General features: G+C 69.5%; 20 protein-coding genes. 13 read left to right on the forward strand and 7 right to left on the reverse strand.

Annotated features, from left to right (window positions below):
* Positions 1-245: 245 nt before the first annotated feature.
* Positions 246-851 (forward strand): TetR/AcrR family transcriptional regulator, encoded by a 606-nt coding sequence (locus tag ABZ893_RS31870; protein ID WP_361410926.1) that lies wholly within the window; start codon positions 246-248, stop codon positions 849-851.
* 140 nt (positions 852-991) lie between these two features.
* On the opposite strand, the gene ABZ893_RS31875 is transcribed toward ABZ893_RS31870, so the two are convergent.
* Both ABZ893_RS31875 and ABZ893_RS31880 read right to left on the reverse strand, forming a co-directional pair.
* Positions 992-1,957 carry a DeoR/GlpR family DNA-binding transcription regulator gene (locus tag ABZ893_RS31875; protein ID WP_361410929.1) on the reverse strand — a complete coding sequence of 322 codons (966 nt, stop codon included), beginning with the start codon at positions 1,955-1,957 and terminating at the stop codon, positions 992-994.
* Between the two features lie 185 nt (positions 1,958-2,142).
* Entirely contained in the window at positions 2,143-3,591 is a 1,449-nt protein-coding gene (locus ABZ893_RS31880; protein ID WP_361410932.1) for an NAD(P)H-quinone dehydrogenase, read from the reverse strand.
* A 116-nt stretch (positions 3,592-3,707) separates the two neighbouring features.
* On the opposite strand from ABZ893_RS31880, the gene ABZ893_RS31885 reads away from it, so the two are divergent.
* From ABZ893_RS31885 to ABZ893_RS31895, 3 genes are all read left to right on the forward strand, one after another.
* The gene (locus ABZ893_RS31885; RefSeq protein WP_361410935.1) at positions 3,708-4,145 is read left to right on the forward strand and encodes a gamma-glutamylcyclotransferase; all 438 of its coding nucleotides are present in this window, start codon (positions 3,708-3,710) and stop codon (positions 4,143-4,145) included.
* A gap of 100 nt (positions 4,146-4,245) precedes the next feature.
* The gene (locus ABZ893_RS31890; RefSeq protein ID WP_361410938.1) at positions 4,246-5,082 is read left to right on the forward strand and encodes a purine-nucleoside phosphorylase; all 837 of its coding nucleotides are present in this window, start codon (positions 4,246-4,248) and stop codon (positions 5,080-5,082) included.
* Between the two features lie 22 nt (positions 5,083-5,104).
* The gene (locus ABZ893_RS31895) at positions 5,105-6,748 is read left to right on the forward strand and encodes a phospho-sugar mutase (protein WP_361410941.1); all 1,644 of its coding nucleotides are present in this window, start codon (positions 5,105-5,107) and stop codon (positions 6,746-6,748) included.
* Positions 6,749-6,776: 28 nt separating this feature from the next.
* Here ABZ893_RS31895 and ABZ893_RS31900 read toward each other — a convergent pair whose 3' ends face one another.
* Positions 6,777-7,409 (reverse strand): PH domain-containing protein, encoded by a 633-nt coding sequence (locus ABZ893_RS31900; RefSeq protein ID WP_361410943.1) that lies wholly within the window; start codon positions 7,407-7,409, stop codon positions 6,777-6,779.
* A gap of 402 nt (positions 7,410-7,811) precedes the next feature.
* On the opposite strand from ABZ893_RS31900, the gene deoC reads away from it, so the two are divergent.
* From deoC to ABZ893_RS31915, 3 genes are read left to right on the forward strand one after another with little or no spacing between them, the layout of a single operon-like run.
* Entirely contained in the window at positions 7,812-8,750 is a 939-nt protein-coding gene (gene deoC / locus ABZ893_RS31905) for a deoxyribose-phosphate aldolase (protein WP_361411201.1), read from the forward strand.
* 3 nt (positions 8,751-8,753) lie between these two features.
* Positions 8,754-10,184, forward strand: coding sequence for an aldehyde dehydrogenase family protein (locus ABZ893_RS31910; protein ID WP_361410946.1), 1,431 nt, complete (start codon positions 8,754-8,756; stop codon positions 10,182-10,184).
* Complete coding sequence (locus tag ABZ893_RS31915; protein ID WP_361410949.1) at positions 10,177-11,073, forward strand: aldehyde dehydrogenase family protein; 897 nt, start codon at positions 10,177-10,179, stop codon at positions 11,071-11,073. The genes ABZ893_RS31910 and ABZ893_RS31915 overlap by 8 nt, the downstream gene beginning before the upstream one ends.
* Before the next feature lie 87 nt (positions 11,074-11,160).
* Here ABZ893_RS31915 and ABZ893_RS31920 read toward each other — a convergent pair whose 3' ends face one another.
* A complete protein-coding gene (locus ABZ893_RS31920; protein ID WP_361410952.1) occupies positions 11,161-11,577 on the reverse strand; it encodes a hypothetical protein in 417 nt (138 codons plus the stop codon).
* Between the two features lie 157 nt (positions 11,578-11,734).
* Here ABZ893_RS31920 and ABZ893_RS31925 point away from each other — a divergent pair, with 157 nt between their 5' ends.
* Positions 11,735-12,373, forward strand: a complete 639-nt coding sequence (locus ABZ893_RS31925; protein ID WP_361410955.1) for an ATP-binding protein — start codon at positions 11,735-11,737, stop codon at positions 12,371-12,373.
* 208 nt (positions 12,374-12,581) lie between these two features.
* Here ABZ893_RS31925 and ABZ893_RS31930 read toward each other — a convergent pair whose 3' ends face one another.
* Positions 12,582-13,352, reverse strand: a complete 771-nt coding sequence (locus ABZ893_RS31930) for a SigE family RNA polymerase sigma factor (RefSeq protein ID WP_361410958.1) — start codon at positions 13,350-13,352, stop codon at positions 12,582-12,584.
* 237 nt (positions 13,353-13,589) lie between these two features.
* Here ABZ893_RS31930 and afsQ1 point away from each other — a divergent pair, with 237 nt between their 5' ends.
* The 5 genes from afsQ1 to ABZ893_RS31955 all read left to right on the forward strand — a co-directional run bounded on the left by afsQ1 (position 13,590) and on the right by ABZ893_RS31955 (position 17,488).
* The gene (gene afsQ1 / locus ABZ893_RS31935) at positions 13,590-14,267 is read left to right on the forward strand and encodes a two-component system response regulator AfsQ1 (RefSeq protein WP_361410961.1); all 678 of its coding nucleotides are present in this window, start codon (positions 13,590-13,592) and stop codon (positions 14,265-14,267) included.
* Entirely contained in the window at positions 14,264-15,871 is a 1,608-nt protein-coding gene (locus tag ABZ893_RS31940; RefSeq protein ID WP_361410964.1) for a HAMP domain-containing sensor histidine kinase, read from the forward strand. Before afsQ1 ends, ABZ893_RS31940 begins: the two co-directional genes overlap by 4 nt.
* Positions 15,868-16,479: a hypothetical protein gene (locus tag ABZ893_RS31945; protein ID WP_361410966.1), complete on the forward strand. Its 612-nt coding sequence runs from the start codon at positions 15,868-15,870 to the stop codon at positions 16,477-16,479. Before ABZ893_RS31940 ends, ABZ893_RS31945 begins: the two co-directional genes overlap by 4 nt.
* 168 nt (positions 16,480-16,647) lie before the next feature.
* A complete protein-coding gene (locus ABZ893_RS31950; RefSeq protein WP_361410969.1) occupies positions 16,648-17,190 on the forward strand; it encodes a VanZ family protein in 543 nt (180 codons plus the stop codon).
* Positions 17,191-17,287: 97 nt separating this feature from the next.
* Positions 17,288-17,488 carry a PspC domain-containing protein gene (locus tag ABZ893_RS31955; protein WP_361410972.1) on the forward strand — a complete coding sequence of 67 codons (201 nt, stop codon included), beginning with the start codon at positions 17,288-17,290 and terminating at the stop codon, positions 17,486-17,488.
* A 68-nt stretch (positions 17,489-17,556) separates the two neighbouring features.
* Here ABZ893_RS31955 and ABZ893_RS31960 read toward each other — a convergent pair whose 3' ends face one another.
* Together ABZ893_RS31960 and ABZ893_RS31965 are read right to left on the reverse strand one after the other, a co-directional pair.
* Positions 17,557-17,904: an ATP-binding protein gene (locus tag ABZ893_RS31960; protein WP_361410976.1), complete on the reverse strand. Its 348-nt coding sequence runs from the start codon at positions 17,902-17,904 to the stop codon at positions 17,557-17,559.
* Between the two features lie 142 nt (positions 17,905-18,046).
* Entirely contained in the window at positions 18,047-19,204 is a 1,158-nt protein-coding gene (locus ABZ893_RS31965; protein ID WP_361410979.1) for an adenosine deaminase, read from the reverse strand.
* Between the last annotated feature and the right edge of the window lie 2 nt (positions 19,205-19,206).

Consider the following 19,206-nt stretch of genomic DNA (forward strand, 5'->3'; position numbering starts at 1 on the left):
CCACCGCTCCGGCACCATCAAGGGCCTCGCCGCCGAGATCGGCGCCTCCATCACCTCCGGCGCCACCATCTGCGAGATCAAGGACTGACGCCCGGACCCAAGGGCTGATCCCGGCCCGCACTTGCACCACACGAGCGCCCGGTGGACCCTCACGGTCCGCCGGGCGCTCGCGTCTTGCCGGACCACGCCACCACGGCCCCGCGATCAGGCATCCTTGAGAGCGCGCGGACGACCAGGGAGGACCGATGACGACCGGCATGGACCAGACGGACCGGACCCGCCCGGCCTCTTCCGTACGCCCCATGCGGGCCGACGCCCGGCGGAACTACGAACGGCTGCTGGCCCAGGCGCGGACGGCGTTCGCGGAGCACGGCACGGGAGCGTCGCTCGAGGACGTGGCGCGGCGCGCGGGCGTGGGTATCGGGACGCTGTACCGGCACTTCCCGAACCGGCACGCGCTGATGAGCGCGGTCTTCGAGGACGCGGTGAACGATCTGCTGGAGCGCTCGCGGGCGCTGCTCGCGGACCCGCAGCCGTGCGCGGCGCTGGTGGCATGGCTGCGCGACATCATCACTCATGCGGGTGAGTACCGCGGACTGTCACGGGCCCTCATGTCGGCGTCGCAGGACACGAGTTCGGCCCTGTCGCGGTGCAGTACGCCGATGCGCGAGGCGGGACAGGCCCTGCTGTCCAGGGCACAGCGGGCGGGCGCAGTGCGCGTGGACGTGTCGATCGGCGATCTGCTGCAACTGACGAACGCGATCGCGCTGGCCGCGGAGGAGACCCCGGACGACCCGGAACTGGCCGACCGGCTCCTGCGGCTCACGCTCCGAGGCATCACGGCGGGCTGACCCCACCGTCACCGCGGACTGACCTCACCGTCACGCCGGGCTGACCCCACCGTCACCGCGGGCCGAGCGCTCCCCCGTGGAGCACCCGCGTACCGACCCCGGTCAGCCCCGTATCGCCTCCGTCCGGCGACAGCTGACGCTCAGCGCCGCCGCAGGTCGGCCACCCGCGCCGCGCGTTCAGGCGGGGCCTGGTCGAGGGCGGCGGCGCTGCGGAGCTGGGGGCCGCCTTGCAGCTGGGTACGGCGCTGGCCCGGCAGGGGTACGTCCCGGCGTGTCTGGCGCGCCGGGACGGAGTCTCCCCCCGCCTGCCCCGATCCGCTCCCCGAGCCTCCGGCGATCGCGATCTGCACCCCCTGGTCGGCGAGTGCCTGCAGTTCGGTGGCGGCGCGGTCGTCGTGCGTGGGCGGTTCGTCCGTCACGAGGCGGGTGATCACGTCCGTCGGCACGGTCTGGAACATGGTGTCCGTACCGAGCTTGGAGTGGTCGGCCAGGACGACGACCTCCGCGGCGGCCTGCACCAGGGCGCGGTCGACGGACGCCGAGAGCATGTTGGACGTGGAGAGGCCGCGTTCGGCGGTCAGACCACTGCCGGAGAGGAAGGCGCGCGAGACCCTGAGCCCCTGGAGGGACTGCTCGGCCCCGCTGCCCACGAGGGCGTAGTTGGAACCGCGCAGGGTGCCGCCCGTCATGACGACCTCGACCCGGTTGGCGTGGGCGAGGGCCTGGGCGACGAGGAGGGAGTTGGTGACCACGGTCAGACCGGGCACCCGCGCGAGCCGGCGGGCCAGCTCCTGCGTGGTGGTCCCCGCGCCCACGACGATGGCTTCGCCTTCTTCGACGAGGCCGGCGGCGAGATCGGCGATGGCCGTCTTCTCCGCGGTCGCGAGATGGGATTTCTGCGGAAAGCCGGACTCCCGCGTGAATCCGCCCGGCAATACCGCACCGCCATGCCGGCGGTCGAGGAGTCCTTCTGCCTCCAGTGCGCGCACGTCCCGCCGTACGGTCACTTCGGAGGTCTGGACGACGCGGGCGAGCTCCCGGAGCGATACCGCTCCATTGGCCCGCACCATTTCGAGGATCAATTGACGACGTTCTGCAGCGAACACGAAACTGACAGTAACCCCAACGACCGTCTGCTTTCAGCACTATGCGCCGAATAACCGAAGTTGTTCGCACAGAACGACGTGAAGTGGTATACGCGCCGAACTCTCACGCGTATACCCGCCTCGAACCCGACAACACCCCGTGACCTGCGGGAAGTTGAAGGCTGCCGACAGAACCTGCCGGACTGTCAGGCTTCACCCGTCGTCTTACGCGTGTGCAACTGACGGGCCACTTCGGCGATGGAGCCCGAAAGTGACGGGTAGACGGTGAAGGCGTTCGCGATCTGTTCGACCGTCAGATTGTTGTCGACCGCGAGGGAGATGGGATGGATCAGTTCGCTCGCGCGCGGGGAGACGACGACACCGCCCACCACGATGCCCGTGCCGGGCCGGCAGAAGATCTTGACGAAGCCGTCGCGGATGCCCTGCATCTTGGCGCGCGGGTTGCGCAGCAGCGGCAGCTTCACGACGCGGGCGTCGATCTTCTTGGCGTCGACGTCGGCCTGCGAGTAGCCGACGGTGGCGATCTCGGGGTCGGTGAAGACGTTCGAGGAGACCGTCTTGAGGTTCAGCGGGGTCACGGCGTCACCGAGGAAGTGGTAGACGGCGATGCGGCCCTGCATGGCGGCGACGGAGGCGAGGGCGAAGACGCCGGTGACGTCTCCGGCCGCGTACACGCCGGGGGCGGTGGTGCGGGAGACCTTGTCGGTCCAGATGTGCCCGGAGTCCTTGAGCTTGACGCCGGCCTCCTCCAGGCCCATCCCGCTGCTGTTCGGGATGGCGCCGACGGCCATGAGGCAGTGGGTGCCGGAGATGACGCGGCCGTCGGCGAGGGTGACCTCGACGCGGTCGCCGACGCGCTTGGCGGACTGGGCGCGCGAGCGGGCCATGACGTTCATGCCGCGGCGCCGGAAGACGTCCTCCAGGACGGCGGCGGCGTCGGGGTCCTCGCCCGGGAGGACGCGGTCACGGCTGGACACGAGCGTCACGCGCGATCCGAGCGCCTGATAGGCACCGGCGAACTCGGCACCGGTGACACCGGAACCGACCACGATGAGCTCCTCGGGGAGCTCGTCCAGGTCGTAGACCTGGGTCCAGTTCAGGATCCGCTCGCCGTCGGGCTGCGCGTCGGGGACCTCGCGAGGGTGGCCGCCGGTCGCGATGAGGACGGCGTCGGCGACGAGGGTCTCCTCGCTGCCGTCGGCCGCGCGCACGATGACGTTGCGGGAGCCGTCGGCGGCCTGCAGACCGTCGAGCCGGCCACGGCCGCGCATCACGCGGGCGCCCGCGCGCGTGACGGAGGCGGTGATGTCGTGGGACTGCGCGAGCGCGAGCCTCTTCACACGCCGGTTGACCTTGCCGAGGTCCACCCCGACGACCCTCGCGGGAGTGTCGATGTACGGGGTGTCGTCGGCGACGATGATCCCCAGCTCCTCGTACGAGGAGTCGAAGGTGGTCATCACCTCGGCCGTCGCGATCAGAGTCTTCGACGGGACGCAGTCGGTGAGCACCGACGCTCCGCCCAGACCGTCGGCATCGACGACGGTCACCTCCGCGCCGAGCTGAGCGGCGACGAGCGCCGCCTCATATCCGCCTGGTCCGCCACCGATGATCACGATCCGAGTCACGTACTCCATTCTCCCGCACGCTTCAGCCGCTTTCGCCCCCGGGGGCCCGTGTCCGGGCACTTCCCACGTCAGCGGCGTCGCCGTTACGCGAGTGACCCCGGCCACACTTGTCGTACTCTCACTCCATGTCGCTCTACACCGCCTACGCCGGCAATCTCGACGCGCGGCTGATGACGCGCCGCGCACCGCACTCGCCGATGCGCGCGACGGGCTGGCTCAACGGCTGGCGGCTGACGTTCGGGGGCGAGCACATGGGCTGGGAGGGCGCGCTCGCGACCCTCGTCGAGGCCCCCCGCTCGCAGGTCTTCGTCGCGCTCTACGACATCGCGCCGATGGACGAGGAGTCCATGGACCGCTGGGAGGGCGTGGGCCTGGACATCTACCGGCGGATGCGCGTGCGCGTGGACACCCTGGAGGGCGAGGAGTCCGCGTGGGTGTACGTGCTCAACGGTTACGAGGGCGGTTTCCCGTCGGCCCGCTACCTGGGCGAACTGGCGGACGCGGCGGAATCGGCGGGCGCCCCGCACGACTACGTGATGGAACTCCGCAAGCGCCCCTGCTGAGCCGACACACCGCGGTTCGTCGAAAACAACAACACAACAATCCCGACACCGTCACTCCGCCATCTACGCGCGTAGGCCCAAACCGGCTACCCTCGACCGCGTGAACGCATCTGTTACTCCGGAGAACCTCCAGGGCGCCGCCCCGACCGACCCCCGGGCCACCGCCGACGCCGCCGCCTCGCGCCTGCGCGAGCTCACGGGCGCCGACACCCACGACGTCGCCCTCGTGATGGGCTCCGGCTGGGCACCCGCGGTGGACGCGCTCGGCTCCCCCGAAGCCGAGTTCGCCGTCACCGAGCTGCCCGGTTTCCCGCCGCCGGCCGTAGAGGGCCACGGCGGCAAGATCCGCTCGTACAAGATCGGCGACAAGCGGGCGCTCGTCTTCCTCGGCCGCACGCACTACTACGAGGGCCGCGGCGTGGCCTCCGTGGCACACGGTGTCCGCACGGCGGTCGCCGCCGGCTGCAAGACGATCGTCCTGACGAACGGCTGCGGCGGCCTGCGCGAGGGAATGCGCCCCGGCCAGCCGGTCCTGATCAGCGACCACCTGAACCTGACGGCCACGTCCCCGATCGTCGGCGCGAACTTCGTCGATCTGACGGACCTCTACTCCCCGCGCCTGCGCGCCCTGTGCAAGGAGATCGACCCGACGCTCGAAGAGGGCGTCTACGCACAGTTCCCGGGCCCGCACTACGAGACCCCGGCCGAGATCCGCATGGCCCGCACGATCGGCGCGGACCTGGTCGGCATGTCGACGGTCCTGGAGGCCATCGCGGCCCGCGAGGCGGGCGCCGAGGTCCTGGGCATCTCCCTGGTCACGAACCTGGCGGCGGGCATGACGGGCGAACCGCTGAACCACGAAGAGGTACTCCAGGCGGGCCGCGACTCGGCGACGCGCATGGGCGCGCTCCTGGGCCAGGTCCTGGGCCGCATCTGACACGCAAGAGGCTGGAGAAACCGTGCAGGAAAACGAACTGCTCGCACAGGCCAGGACCTGGCTGGCCGAGGACCCGGACCCGCAGACCCGCGAAGAACTCGCGACCCTGATCGGAAACGCCGACACGACGTCCCTGGCCGAGCGCTTCGCCGGCACGCTCCAGTTCGGCACGGCCGGGCTGCGCGGCGAACTGGGCGCGGGCCCCATGCGAATGAACCGCGCAGTAGTGATCCGCGCAGCAGCAGGCCTGGCGACCTACCTGACCAAGAAAAACGCCCCCAACTCCCTCGTGGTAATCGGCTACGACGCCCGCCACAAGTCGGCAGACTTCGCCAGGGACACCGCAGCAGTGATGACGGGCGCGGGCCTACGAGCAGCGCTCCTCCCCCACCCGCTCCCCACCCCGGTCCTGGCATTCGCAATAAGGCACCTGGGCGCAGTAGCAGGCGTGGAAGTCACAGCCAGCCACAACCCACCACGAGACAACGGCTACAAGGTCTACCTGGGCGACGGCTCGCAGATCGTGTCCCCCGCAGACACAGAGATCGCAGCAGAAATCAAGGCAATCCAAAGCCTGCACGACGTCCCCCGCCCAGACGCAGGCTGGGAAACCCTGGACACCAAAATCGTCGACGCCTACCTGACCCGCACGGACGCGGTCCTGTCCCCCACGTCCCCCCGCACGGCGAACACGGTCTACACGGCGATGCACGGAGTAGGAAAGGAAACGCTCCTGGCCGCATTCGCCAGAGCGGGCTTCCCACCCCCCACCCTGGTCCCCGAACAAGCAGACCCGGACCCGGACTTCCCAACAGTCGCGTTCCCCAACCCGGAAGAACCGGGCGCAATGGACCTGGCCTTCGCAACAGCCCGCAAGGCCGCCCCCGACCTGATCATCGCGAACGACCCGGACGCAGACCGCTGCGCAGTAGCCGTCAAAGAGAACAACGACTGGCGAATGCTGCGAGGCGACGAGGTAGGCGCGCTACTGGCCGCACACCTGGTAGCCAGGGGCGCCAAGGGCGTATTCGCAGAGTCAATCGTGTCGTCCTCGCTCCTGGGCCGAATCGCCGAAAAGGCAAACCTGCCGTACGAGGAAACGCTGACGGGCTTCAAGTGGATCGCCCGAGTAGAGGGCCTGCGCTACGGCTACGAGGAGGCACTCGGCTACTGCGTGGACCCAGAAGGCGTACGCGACAAGGACGGCATCACAGCCGCACTACTGATCACAGAACTCGCCTCCACACTCAAGGAACAAGGCCGCACGCTCCTTGACGCCCTGGACGACCTGGCACTGACCCACGGCCTGCACGCCACAGACCAACTGTCAGTCCGGGTAGAAGACCTGACGATCATCGCGACGGCAATGCGCAAGCTACGCGAGACACCCCCCACGCAACTGGCGGGCCTCAAGGTCACACAGGCAGAAGACCTGACCCAGGGCACAGCATCACTGCCGCCCACGGACGGCCTGCGCTACACACTGGAAGGCGAGTACAAGGCCCGGGTAATCGTCCGCCCGAGCGGCACAGAGCCCAAGCTCAAGTGCTACTTGGAGGTGGTCATCCCAGTGACGGAACGCCACGCGCTACCAGCAGCCAAAACAAGGGCGGCCAACGTACTGACCGCGATCAAGAGAGACCTCTCGACCGCGGCCGGCATCTAAATCAGCTGAGTCAGCCCAAGCGGGCCCCTCACCCGAGGCCGAACAACACACCCAGCATCACCGCACCCACAACCGTCGGGGCGATGATCTCGTAGGCCCAGCGGACGGCCGGCTCTCCCTTCGCGGAGGGCCGGTCGGCGTATTCCTTGGCGAGCTCGCGAAGCTCATCCATGGACCGATCTCCCGCGGCCTTCCGCGGCACGCCCGAATCGGCGGCCTGCGCCCCGAAAATGCCGCCGCCCTTCCTCCCGGAGGGGCGCCGGTTGGCCTTCTTCCGGTCCCGAATGGAAACGGGAATGGCCCAGAGCTGGTACTTGTCCCCGCCTTCGGTGAAGACCTCACTCGAATAGGCAGCGCGAAAATCGGCGACGACAGCCCAGGGCAGCGTGATGATGCGGAAGGGGTTGCGCACCTTCAGCCGGTCCTCATTCGCGTACACGGCAGGCCGCACAGTAAAAGCCACAACAAGCGGGACGATGAACAACAAACCCGCGACGGCCAGCAAACGGGTTCGTCCGTCACCGGTGATCAGGGCGTCGGAACCGAGCCAGGCGGCCATCCCGAGGAGCAGGACACCGCCCGCGACACCGGCGGGCGAACGGTAAGCCCGCTCCGCGACCACGGGTTGCGTGACGGAGGGCTGGGAGTTCGGGGTCTTCATACCCCGATGATGCCTGAAGCCAGCCAGGAGGGGCAGAGAGGTATTTCCGACGGGAGATCACCCACGTACAAGAGGGGCCCAAGGGGCCAAGGGCACACCCCACCGGCGGAGAGCCGCGTACGAAACAGGAGGGGCCGTGGGGGCATGTGCGCGCGGAGCCACCAGCACCACACGCAGGCCGAGGCCAACCCCACGTAAACCCGTAGAACAGCGAGCACGTACATGCCCCCGCGGCCCCGCACCCAAAAGAACGCCGTCCCCCACCGGCAAAAACAGCCCGAGAAAACCCAAGGCCCCACAGCCCACTGGGCAGACCCCCCAACGACCCTCCCGATCGAAACCACACCCCCACCCCGCCCCTGTACAAGCAGCTACGCGCGTAGATATGCTCCCCTCGTGACCATGCCCACTGCACTCGCTGACGTGACCGCGTCCGACAGCACGCTCCGCCGCTTCCTCCACGGGCTGCCCGGCGTCGACGCGGTCGGCCTGGAGGCGCGCGCCGCCTCACTCGGTACCCGCTCGATCAAGACCACGGCGAAGGCGTACGCCATCGACCTGGCGATCTCGATGATCGACCTGACGACCCTGGAGGGCGCCGACACCCCGGGCAAGGTCCGGGCACTGGGCGCGAAGGCCGTCAACCCCGACCCGACCGACCGCAGCACCCCCCGCACAGCGGCCGTCTGCGTCTACCCGGACATGGTCGCCACGGCCAAGCAGGCCGTAACCGGCACCGACGTGAAGGTCGCCTCCGTGGCCACAGCGTTCCCCGCCGGCCGCGCAGCCATCGACGTAAAACTGGGAGACGTACGCGAGGCGGTAGCCGCAGGCGCGGACGAGATCGACATGGTCATCGACCGCGGAGCGTTCCTCTCCGGCGACTACATGACGGTGTTCGAGCAGATCCGCGCGGTGAAGGAGGCCTGCGGCACGGCCCGCCTGAAGGTCATCTTCGAGACGGGCGAACTCTCGACGTACGACAACATCAAGCGCGCGAGCTGGATCGGCATGATCGCGGGCGCGGACTTCATCAAGACGTCGACGGGCAAGGTAGGCGTGAACGCCACCCCGGCGAACACGCTCCTGATGCTGGAGGCGGTAAGGGACTTCCGCACCCAGACGGGCATCCAGGTAGGCGTGAAGCCCGCAGGCGGCATCCGCACATCCAAGGACGCGGTCAAGTTCCTGGTCATCGTCAACGAGACGGCGGGCCCGGACTGGCTGGACAACAACTGGTTCCGCTTCGGCGCCTCCAGCCTCCTCAACGACCTGCTGATGCAGCGCCAGAAGCTGGCCACCGGCCGCTACTCCGGCCCCGACTACGTCACGGTGGACTGACCCATGACCTTTGAGTACGCACCCGCACCGGAGTCCCGCTCGGTCGTGGACATCGCCCCGTCGTACGGCCTGTTCATCGACGGCGAGTTCACCGAGGCAGCCGAAGGCAAGGTCTTCAAAACGGTCTCCCCCTCCACGGAGGAGGCCCTGTCCGAGATCGCTCAGGCCGGCGAGGCCGACGTGGACCGAGCGGTAAAGGCGGCCCGCAAGGCATTCGAGAAGTGGTCGGCGCTCCCCGGCACGGAACGCGCGAAGTACCTGTTCCGCATCGCCCGCATCATCCAGGAACGCTCCCGCGAACTCGCGGTCCTGGAAACCCTGGACAACGGCAAGCCGATCAAGGAGACCCGCGACGCGGACCTCCCCCTGGTGGCGGCGCACTTCTTCTACTACGCGGGCTGGGCGGACAAGCTCGACCACGCAGGCTTCGGCCCGAACCCGACCCCACTCGGAGTCGCAGCCCAGGTCATCCCCTGGAACTTCCCGCTCCTGATGCTGGCCTGGAAGATCGCCCCAGCCCTGGCCACAGGCAACACGGTGGTCCTCAAGCCGGCCGAGACAACCCCCCTCTCAGCCCTCTTCTTCGCGGACATCTGCCGCCAGGCAGGCCTCCCGAAGGGCGTAGTCAACATCCTCCCGGGCTACGGCGACGCGGGCGCGGCACTCACGGCACACCCGGACGTGAACAAGGTGGCGTTCACGGGCTCGACGGCGGTGGGCAAGGAGATCGCCCGCACGGTCGCGGGCACGAACAAGAAGCTCACCCTCGAGTTGGGCGGCAAGGGCGCGAACATCGTCTTCGACGACGCCCCGATCGACCAGGCGGTGGAGGGCATCGTCACAGGCATCTTCTTCAACCAGGGCCAGGTCTGCTGCGCGGGCTCACGCCTCCTGGTCCAAGAGTCGATCCAAGACGAACTCCTCGACAGCCTGAAGCGCCGCCTCTCAACCCTCCGCCTGGGCGACCCCCTGGACAAAAACACGGACATCGGCGCAATCAACTCCGCAGAACAGCTGGCCCGCATCAAGACCCTCGCGGAAACAGGCGAAGCGGAGGGCGCGGAACGCTGGTCCCCCGAGTGCGAACTCCCGTCCTCCGGCTACTGGTTCGCCCCGACGCTCTTCACGAACGTCACGCAGGCCCACACGATCGCCCGGGACGAGATCTTCGGCCCGGTGCTCTCGGTCCTGACGTTCCGCACTCCGGAAGAGGCCGTGGCGAAGGCGAACAACACGCAGTACGGCCTCTCGGCAGGCATCTGGACGGAGAAGGGCTCCCGCATCCTCGCGGTGGCGAACAAGCTCCGGGCAGGCGTCGTCTGGGCCAACACGTTCAACAAGTTCGACCCGACCTCGCCGTTCGGCGGCTACAAGGAGTCGGGCTTCGGCCGCGAGGGCGGCCGCCACGGCCTGGAGGCGTACCTCGATGTCTGAGCACAACCGTCTGAGCGTCTTCAAGACCTACAAGCTGTACGTGGGCGGCAAGTTCCCGCGTTCCGAGAGCGGCCGGGTGTACGAGGTGACCGACGCAAAGGGCAAGTGGCTGGCGAACGCGCCGCAGTCGTCCCGCAAGGACGCACGGGACGCGGTGGTCGCGGCACGCAAGGCCTTCCCCGGCTGGGCGGGCGCGACGGCGTACAACCGCGGCCAGGTCCTCTACCGCGTGGCGGAAATGCTGGAGGGCCGCAGGGACCAGTTCATCCACGAGGTGGCGGACGCCGAGGGCCTGTCCAAGTCCAAGGCGGCAGCAACCGTGGACGCCGCAATCGACCGCTGGGTCTGGTACGCGGGCTGGACGGACAAGATCGCCCAGATGGTCGGCGGAGCGAACCCCGTGGCGGGCCCGTTCTTCAACCTCTCCACACCGGAGCCGACGGGCGTGGTCACGGTGCTGGCTCCACAGGACTCCTCCCTCCTCGGCCTGGTCTCGGTGATCGCCCCGGTGATCGCGACGGGCAACACGGCCGTGGTGATCGCCTCTGAGAAGGCCCCGCTCCCGGCCCTCTCCCTCGGCGAAGTCCTGGCCACCTCAGACGTCCCCGGCGGAGTGGTCAACATCCTCACCGGCAAGACGGCAGAGATCGCCGCACCCCTGGCCGCCCACCAGGACGTGAACGCGATCGACCTGACGGGCGCGGACAAGGACCTGGCCCGCGACCTGGAGATCGCGGCGGCGGACAACCTGAAGCGAGTACGCCGTCCACAAGCTGTGGACAGCGACTGGTCGAGGGACCCCGGAACAGACCGACTCACGTCGTTCCTGGAGGTCAAAACGGTGTGGCACCCGACAGGCTCTCTGGGAGCGTCGGGCTCCGCCTATTAATTGACGCCGCCCTACCCAAAACGAAGCCCCGCCCCCTCATCCAGAGGAGCCGGGGCTTCGCCACATCACAAACCGGAGCGAGACCGCCTACCCGGGCAACACAGAAGTGACCTGCCCGACAACAGGAAGATCAGCAAGCGCCCCACCCTTGGACAACGGCCCGGTGGCAACAGCGGTGGACACCGGCTTGAAGTCGGCGACCTGCGTCCCGACGACATTGTCCAGCGGATCAACTCCCGTACCGGCAAGCGGATTGAGCTTCAGATGCTTCACCGGCGCGAGCCCACCAGACGTGGCGTCATGCAGAGCCCCGGTCACCGCTCCCCCCGCAGCCGCCGCGTCCAGATCCCCCACCGGCGACGCCAGAGGCGTGGCCGCCGGCTCCGCCGCGCCGGCCGTCACGGCACCCCCGCCGAGCGCCGCCCCCGCGGCGGTGAGGGTGAGCCCGGCGCGCAGCAGCGCACGCCGCCCGGCCGAGGACTTCTTCGCTGTGTGTCGTGCCATCGAGTGCCGCCTGATTCCGGTACCGGCGGCGGCCGGTCGGCCCGCCGCCCTGGGTCGAGTAATCGTACGCGTACGCAGAGTAGTTGAGCGTCGGCTGTGCCACAAAGGCCGACCCGCGGGGTCCGGTGGGCCGGAGGATGCCGCACACTGGTCTCTCGTGAGTTCGCATCTCCCGATACCGACCCGGGTCGTCCTGCTGGCGGGACCGTCCGGCTCGGGCAAGTCGTCGTTCGCCGCCCGCTCAGGGCTCCCCGTGCTGTGCCTGGACGACTTCTACAAGGAGGCCGGCGACCCGACGCTGCCGCAGGTGCCGGGCAGCTCGGACATCGACTGGGACTCACCGTTGTCCTGGGACATGGAGACGGCCGTGGCCGCGATCGTGGAGCTGTGCCGCACGGGCCGCACGCGCGTCCCGGTGTACGACATCGCGACGAGCTCCCGGACGGGCGAGGGGCAGCTCGACATCGAGCGCACGCCGCTGTTCATCGCGGAGGGCATCTTCGCGGCGGACATCGTGGAGCGCTGCCGGGAGCTCGGACTGCTCGCCGACGCGCTGTGCCTGCGCGGCCGCCCGTCGACGACGTTCCGCCGTCGTCTGCTGCGCGACCTGCGGGAGGGCCGTAAGTCGGTGCCGTTCCTGCTGCGCCGAGGCTGGCGCCTGATGCGCGCGGAGCGGGCGATCGTGGCACGTCAGACGGCGCTCGGCGCGCACGCGTGCGGCAAGGAAGAGGCCCTGGGCCGGGTCGCCGCAGCCGCCGCGGGCCGCTGCGTGAAGGCCCGCGCCCACACTCCGTAGACCCGGCCCCGATAAAGCACGGGAAACGAGAACGGGACCGAAAGGCCCCCCGGCCCTCCGGTCCCGCTTCGATTCCCCCGTGTTTCCCCGTAGTCCCCCGTAGCCCCCCGTATTTCCCGCGAAGATCCCCCGTGATCCCCGCGGGTACCGCTTCCCCCGTACGGCCGTCGCGTCCCCCCGGAGCGACGGCCGCGTCCCTCCCCCTGCCTCAGGCCACCAGCTCGCCGAAGGACTCTTCCAGGTCGCTGCCGAGGCTGAGCGACTCGTCCTCGCGCAGCCGGCGCAGCGAGCGCCAGATGCTGGACTTCACCGTGCCGACGCTGATGTCGAGGATGTCCGCGATCTCGGGGTCCGTACGGCCCTCGTAGTAGCGCAGGACGAGCATCGTGCGCTGCAGTTCGGGAAGGCGGGCCAGAGCCTGCCAGAGAACCGCCCGCAGCTCCGTGCCGCGCATCGCGTCCGTGTCGCCCGCCGTCTCCGGCAGCTCCTCGGTCGGGTACTCGTTCAGCTTGCGGCGGCGCCACGCGCTGATGTGCAGATTGGTCATGGTGCGGCGGAGGTAGCCCCCGACCGCCGCCTTGTCGCTGATCCTGTCCCAGGCCCGGTACGTCGAGAAGAGGGCGCTCTGGAGCAGGTCCTCGGCCTCGAACCGGTCACCGGTCAGGTGGTAGGCGGTCGCGTAGAGAGAGGCGCGGCGCTCCTGGACGTAGGCGGTGAACGCCGCTTCGGCGTCCGCGCGCTCCGTCAGGGACTTCCGCTCCCCCGACTCCTCCCCGTACGCGCTTCCCCCGCCGGCCTGCGCCGGCTTCGCGTCAACCACCGACATGTACGTGGTGTGCTGACGCCCGGTGCCGCGAGCGCACCCCCGCCCGCTCACGGCACCGGACACTTCGTGCTTCCCGGAACCGGGACCCCGCACGAGAGCGTCATGCAGACGCGTGACAACTGCGCCAGTGGTGGTGCTGTGCAGCGGTTTCATCTCGCGCCCCCCGTCGTGGAGTCTCGGTTTCCCGTGGTCCGCAGGGACTCTCGTCCTTGCGATGCCCAAAAGCTTGCCGGGGTCACTTCATGACGGTGTCCGTCGACTGTCACAGACCTGTCACAGGCGCCGGAGGTGTGCGCGCCGGGTGCATGAAAAAGCCGCCTGCCCCGGCGTCGCGGGCCGAGACCGCTCCAACAGTCGAACTCCTGGCTTGCCATGGGACAGAATGACCCCGTGCCTTCCCTGTTGCTGATCGAGGACGACGACGCCATCCGGACGGCCCTGGAGCTGTCCCTGACGCGCCAGGGCCATCGGGTTGCCACGGCTGCCACCGGCGAGGACGGTCTGAAGCTGCTGCGCGAGCAGCGGCCCGATCTGGTCGTCCTCGACGTGATGCTGCCCGGCATCGACGGGTTCGAGGTGTGCCGGCGCATCCGGCGCACGGACCAGTTGCCGATCATCCTGCTGACCGCACGCAGTGACGACATCGACGTGGTGGTCGGCCTGGAGTCCGGTGCCGACGACTACGTGGTCAAGCCGGTGCAGGGCCGGGTGCTCGACGCCCGGATCCGCGCGGTGCTGCGCCGGGGCGAGCGCGAGGCGAACGACGCGGCGTCGTTCGGCAGCCTCGTCATCGACCGGGCCGCGATGACGGTCACGAAGAACGGCGAGGACCTCCAACTGACGCCCACGGAGCTGCGGTTGCTGCTCGAGCTGAGCCGCCGGCCGGGGCAGGCGCTGTCCCGGCAGCAGCTGCTGCGTCTGGTGTGGGAGCACGACTACCTGGGTGACTCGCGGCTCGTCGACGCGTGTGTGCAGCGGCTGCGGGCGAAGGTCGAGGACGTGCCGTCGTCGCCGACGCTGATCCGCACGGTGCGCGGGGTGGGTTACCGGCTGGACACGCCTCAGTGAGCGAAGCGCAGGGCACACCGCGGGGCTGGGCCGCCGCACGCAAGGCGATACTCTCCGGCCTCCGTTTCACGAGCCTGCGGCTGCGGCTCGTCGTCGTGTTCGCCCTGGTGGCGCTGACGGCGGCGGTGTCGGCGTCGGGGATCGCGTACTGGCTGAACCGTGAGGCCGTGCTGACGCGGGCGCAGGACGCGGCGCTCAGTGACTTCCAGCAGGAGATGCAGAACCGCGCGGCGGCGCTGCCGCAGAAGCCGACGCAGGGTGAACTGCAGCACGCGGCGAACCTGATGGCGAGCAGCAGTCAGCACTACAGCGTGCTGCTCATCAGCGAGGACGCCGAGAGCGCGGGCGGGCGGCGGATCGCGGGCAACTCCGATCTGGACGCGATCACGCTGGCCGAGGTGCCGAAGTCGCTGCAGGCCGCGGTGAATCGCGAGCAGCCCCTCAAGGACGGCAACAAGCACCCGTACCACCTGTACTGGCAGCGGATCACGATCCATGACACCCCGTATCTGGTCGGTGGTGCGCGGGTGATCGACGGGGGGCCGACGGGCTACATGCTCAAGTCCCTTGAGCCGGAGGCGAAGGATCTCAACTCGCTCGCCTGGTCGCTCGGGATCGCCACAGGGCTCGCGCTGATCGGTTCGGCGCTGCTCGCGCAGGCCGCCGCGACGACGGTGCTGCGGCCGGTGCACCGGCTCGGGATCGCGGCCCGGCGCCTCGGCGAGGGGAAGCTGGACACGCGCCTTCGGGTCTCCGGTACGGACGAACTCGCCGATCTCTCACGGACGTTCAACAGCGCGGCGGAGAGTCTGGAGAAGAAGGTCGCGGACATGAGCGCGCGCGAGGAGGCGTCGCGGCGCTTCGTCGCCGACATGTCGCACGAGCTGCGTACGCCGCTGACGGCGATCACCGCGGTGACCGAGGTCCTGGAGGAGGAGCTCGACGCGGAGACCGGTTCCGTCGACCCCATGATCGAGCCGGCGGTACGGCTCGTGGTGAGCGAGACCCGGCGACTGAACGACCTGGTGGAGAACCTCATGGAGGTCACCCGCTTCGACGCGGGCACCGCCCGGCTCGTCCTCGACCACGTCGACATCGCCGACCAGATCACGGCCTGCATCGACGCGCGCGCCTGGCTCGACGCGGTGGAGCTGGACGCGGAGCGCGGCATCATGGCGCGGATCGACCCGCGCCGCCTCGACGTGATCATGGCGAACCTGATCGGGAACGCGCTCAAGCACGGCGGCTCGCCGGTGCGGGTGTCCGTGCGCATGGAGGAATCGGCGCTGGTCATCAGGGTGCGCGACCACGGTCCCGGCATCCCCGAGGACGTGCTCCCGCATGTCTTCGACCGGTTCTACAAGGCGAGCGCGTCCCGGCCGCGGTCGGAGGGCAGCGGGCTCGGGCTCTCGATCGCCCTGGAGAACGCGCACATCCACGGCGGCGAGATCATGGCCGCCAACTCGTCCGAGGGCGGCGCGGTGTTCACGTTCCGGCTGCCGCTCGACGCGTCACCGCTGACGCTGCCGCCCGACGAGGAGACCGGCGGGGGACGTCCGGGGGCCGAGGGTGACGAATCAGGTGAGAAGGGCAGTACGCGATGACCGTACGCAGGACACGACGGCGTCGCGGGGTGCTCGGGGTGGCCGTGCTTGCCGCGCTGCTCGCCGGGTGCGGGATCCGGCCGACGGAGGTGCCGACGGACTTCGGGGCGGCTCCGTCCCGGGTGCCGTGTGCTCTGTCGGGGCCGGACCTGGGCTCGCGGTCGGGCGGGGAGTTCTCCGTCCAGGTGTATCTGGTCTGTACGTCGCAGCTGGTCAGCGTCGACCGGGCGGTGTCGCTGCCGAAGGGGCAGGGCACTCCGGACCGGGTGCGGCTCGCGCAGGCGCTGCTCGACGAGCTGGAGCAGACGCCGGGCGGTGACGAGCGGCAGGCGGGCTACACGACGGACGTCCGGCGCGGCACGACCGTCTCGGGCCCGGCCGCGGGCGACCCTGACAACGCGCTCCGCCTGAACGTCCTGCCGGACGACCTCTCCCCGTACGCGCTGGCCCAGATCGTGTGTACGTATGCGAACAGCGGGGCCTCGGCCAAGGACGACAAGGTCGTACTGGGCGGGCCGGGCGGCGATCCGCTGCGGGCGTACAAGTGCTCGCCGGAGATGCGGACGCGGCCGGGGCTGATGCCGGCGCCGGCGGAGACGGTCGGCTGACGCACTGCCCCCTCGGGTGAGCCCGGGCGGCTGACACGCTGGCCCTCAGGGCGAGCCCGGTCCGCTGACGCGCCGGCCCCTCGGGCGCGAGGTCGGCGGGTCGGCCGGCTGGGTGGTCCGTGCGGATCCGGCGGAACCGATCCTGCCGGACCGCGCGTCTTGGGGGGCGTGCAGCGCCATCGCTCGGGCGGTCATCACACCGCCATCCGCTTCCGTAGGGCAGGGGTACTCCTGCTCGCCGCGCATCTGCTTCTCGTCTGCTGGGTCACGCTGCGACCACTGGACGTCCCGTGGGTCAGCGCGGCGAACCTACGTCCGTTCGCCGGGATCAGGGCGGATCTCGCGCTGGGCGCGTGGGAGGCGGCCGAACGCATCGGCAAGGAAGTGCTGCTGCTCGCCCCGCTCGGGGTGCTGCTGCCGATCGCCGGAGGGCGGCTCGACGCATCGCCGCTGGGTTCACTGGTGCGAACCGTCGCTGCGGGGGCGATGATCTCGATCGGGATCGAGCTGGTGCAGACGGGCGTGCCGGGGCAGGTCGTGGACATCGACTCGCTGTTCCTGAACACGCTCGGCGTGGCGCTCGCGCACGCGGCCGTGGTCCCCGCTCTCAGGGGCAGCATCCGCCGTAGGACCGAGGGCGCGGGCCTTCGCAGGGAGGAGCCGTCTCAGGGGCGGACCCCGACGATTTCCAGGGTCGGCGTCGCCCCGTGAGCTGACGCCCGAGCCGCTTCCCGTCCGTAGCTTTGAGGTCATGGAGGACGCCCCGACGGAGGGCGCCCCACCACTACGCTTCGCGAAGGAGCCCTCTATGACCGCCCTTGCCCGCCCCACGAACGGACGGATGATCGGCGGAGTGTGCGCAGGCCTGGCAAGGCGCTTCGGCACCTCCGCGACCACGATGCGCGTGATCTTCGTGCTCTCGTGTCTGCTGCCGGGGCCGCAGTTCCTGCTGTACATCGCGCTGTGGATCCTGCTGCCCGGCGAGGACAAGACCCGCCAGGCCTGGTGACGACAAGGAGGGGCGCACCCGCGCCAGCGGATGCGCCCCTCCTACGTGTTCTGCGGGTGCCGGTCGGGTCAGCCGCCGACGGGCAGCGCGCCGGCGGCCGGCAGCTGCTTGACGGGCAGGCCGCCCAGGAGGCCGCCGACCGGGTTGTTGCCGTCGGTCGGGAGGACCTTCTCGGCGGCGGGCGCGGCGGCGTTCAGGCCACCGGCGACGGCGTGCTGGCCGGCGGCGAGGGAGTCGGTGGTGCCGGCGGGCAGCACCTGCGAGACCTGCTCGGCGGGGAGCGTGCTGGTCACGGTGTTCAGGGCGGAGCCCGCGTCGGGGAGCGCGGGGGCGGCGGACGCGGCACCGGCACCCGCGGCGGCGAAGGCGGCACCGAGAGCGGCGACACCGAGGGTCTTGGCAGCAGACTGCTTCATTGTGAAATGAGTCCTCGTGAACGGGGGTTTGAGCGGTTCACGACCGTAAACACCGGCGCGCGCCCGTCGCAACCAGCGAAATACGCGAAAGCGTGGCCGGGAGTTCACACTCCCAGCCACGCCGAATTCGCACAAAGAGACGCTACTTCACGGAAGAACCGCTGGTGGAAGCGGTTTGCGTGAACAGCCATTCGGATTTCAACTCGGCATACCCCGGCTTGACGACGTCATTGATCATGGCCAGTCGTTCATCGAAAGGAATGAATGCTGATTTCATCGCATTGACAGTGAACCACTGCATGTCGTCGAGCGTGTAGCCGAAAGCCTCGACCAGGTGCTCGAATTCGCGGCTCATGCTGGTGCCGGACATGAGGCGGTTGTCGGTGTTCACCGTCGTACGGAAGTGCAGCTTGCGGAGCAGGCCGATGGGGTGGGCCGCGTAGGAGTCGGCGGCGCCGGTCTGCAGGTTGGAGCTGGGGCACATCTCCAGGGGGATGCGCTTGTCGCGTACGTAGGAGGCGAGGCGGCCGAGTGTGACGGTGCCGTCCTCGGCGACCGTGATGTCGTCGATGATCCGCACGCCGTGGCCGAGCCGGTCGGCGCCGCACCACTGGAGGGCCTGCCAGATGGAGGGCAGGCCGAAGGCCTCGCCCGCGTGGATCGTGAAGTGGTTGTTCTCCCGCTTGAGGTACTCGAAGGCGTCGAGGTGGCGGGTGGGCGGGTAACCCGCCTCGGCGCCCGCGATGTCGAAGCCGACGACGCCCGAGTCGCGGTAGCCGTTGGCGAGTTCGGCGATCTCCAGGGCGCGGGCCGCGTGCCGCATCGCGGTGAGCAGGGCGCCGACGCGGATGCGGTGGCCGTTCGCTCTGGCGCGCCGCTCGCCCTCGCGGAAGCCCTCGTTGACCGCCTCGACGACCTCTTCGAGGGTGAGGCCCTGCTCCAGGTGCTGCTCGGGGGCGTAGCGGATCTCGGCGTACACGACACCGTCCTCGGCGAGGTCCTCGGCGCACTCGGCGGCGACCCGGAACAGCGCCTCGCGGGTCTGCATGACGGCGCAGGTGTGCGCGAAGGTCTCCAGGTAGCGCTCGAGGGAGCCGGAGTCGGCGGCCTCGCGGAACCAGATGCCGAGCTTGTCGGGATCGGTCTCGGGGAGGCTGTCGTAGCCCTGTTCCCGGGCGAGTTCGACGATGGTTCCGGGGCGGAGTCCGCCGTCGAGGTGGTCGTGCAGCAGCACCTTGGGGGCGCGAACGATCTGCACGGAGGTCGGAATCTGCGAGTTTCCGCTGATCTGGCTCGTCATTT

Origin of the sequence: Streptomyces sp. NPDC046821, assembly GCF_040645335.1 — a bacterium.
Lineage (GTDB): Bacteria > Actinomycetota > Actinomycetes > Streptomycetales > Streptomycetaceae > Streptomyces.

Coding starts and splice junctions, on each gene's coding strand:
- ABZ893_RS31870 (WP_361410926.1), top strand. CDS start 246: ATGACGACCGGCATGGACCAGACGGACCGGACCCGCCCGGCCTCTTCC.
- ABZ893_RS31880 (WP_361410932.1), bottom strand. CDS start 3,591: ATGGAGTACGTGACTCGGATCGTGATCATCGGTGGCGGACCAGGCGGA.
- ABZ893_RS31885 (WP_361410935.1), top strand. CDS start 3,708: ATGTCGCTCTACACCGCCTACGCCGGCAATCTCGACGCGCGGCTGATG.
- ABZ893_RS31900 (WP_361410943.1), bottom strand. CDS start 7,409: ATGAAGACCCCGAACTCCCAGCCCTCCGTCACGCAACCCGTGGTCGCG.
- deoC (WP_361411201.1), top strand. CDS start 7,812: ATGCCCACTGCACTCGCTGACGTGACCGCGTCCGACAGCACGCTCCGC.
- ABZ893_RS31910 (WP_361410946.1), top strand. CDS start 8,754: ATGACCTTTGAGTACGCACCCGCACCGGAGTCCCGCTCGGTCGTGGAC.
- ABZ893_RS31915 (WP_361410949.1), top strand. CDS start 10,177: ATGTCTGAGCACAACCGTCTGAGCGTCTTCAAGACCTACAAGCTGTAC.
- ABZ893_RS31920 (WP_361410952.1), bottom strand. CDS start 11,577: ATGGCACGACACACAGCGAAGAAGTCCTCGGCCGGGCGGCGTGCGCTG.
- ABZ893_RS31930 (WP_361410958.1), bottom strand. CDS start 13,352: ATGAAACCGCTGCACAGCACCACCACTGGCGCAGTTGTCACGCGTCTG.
- ABZ893_RS31945 (WP_361410966.1), top strand. CDS start 15,868: ATGACCGTACGCAGGACACGACGGCGTCGCGGGGTGCTCGGGGTGGCC.
- ABZ893_RS31955 (WP_361410972.1), top strand. CDS start 17,288: ATGACCGCCCTTGCCCGCCCCACGAACGGACGGATGATCGGCGGAGTG.
- ABZ893_RS31960 (WP_361410976.1), bottom strand. CDS start 17,904: ATGAAGCAGTCTGCTGCCAAGACCCTCGGTGTCGCCGCTCTCGGTGCC.
- ABZ893_RS31965 (WP_361410979.1), bottom strand. CDS start 19,204: ATGACGAGCCAGATCAGCGGAAACTCGCAGATTCCGACCTCCGTGCAG.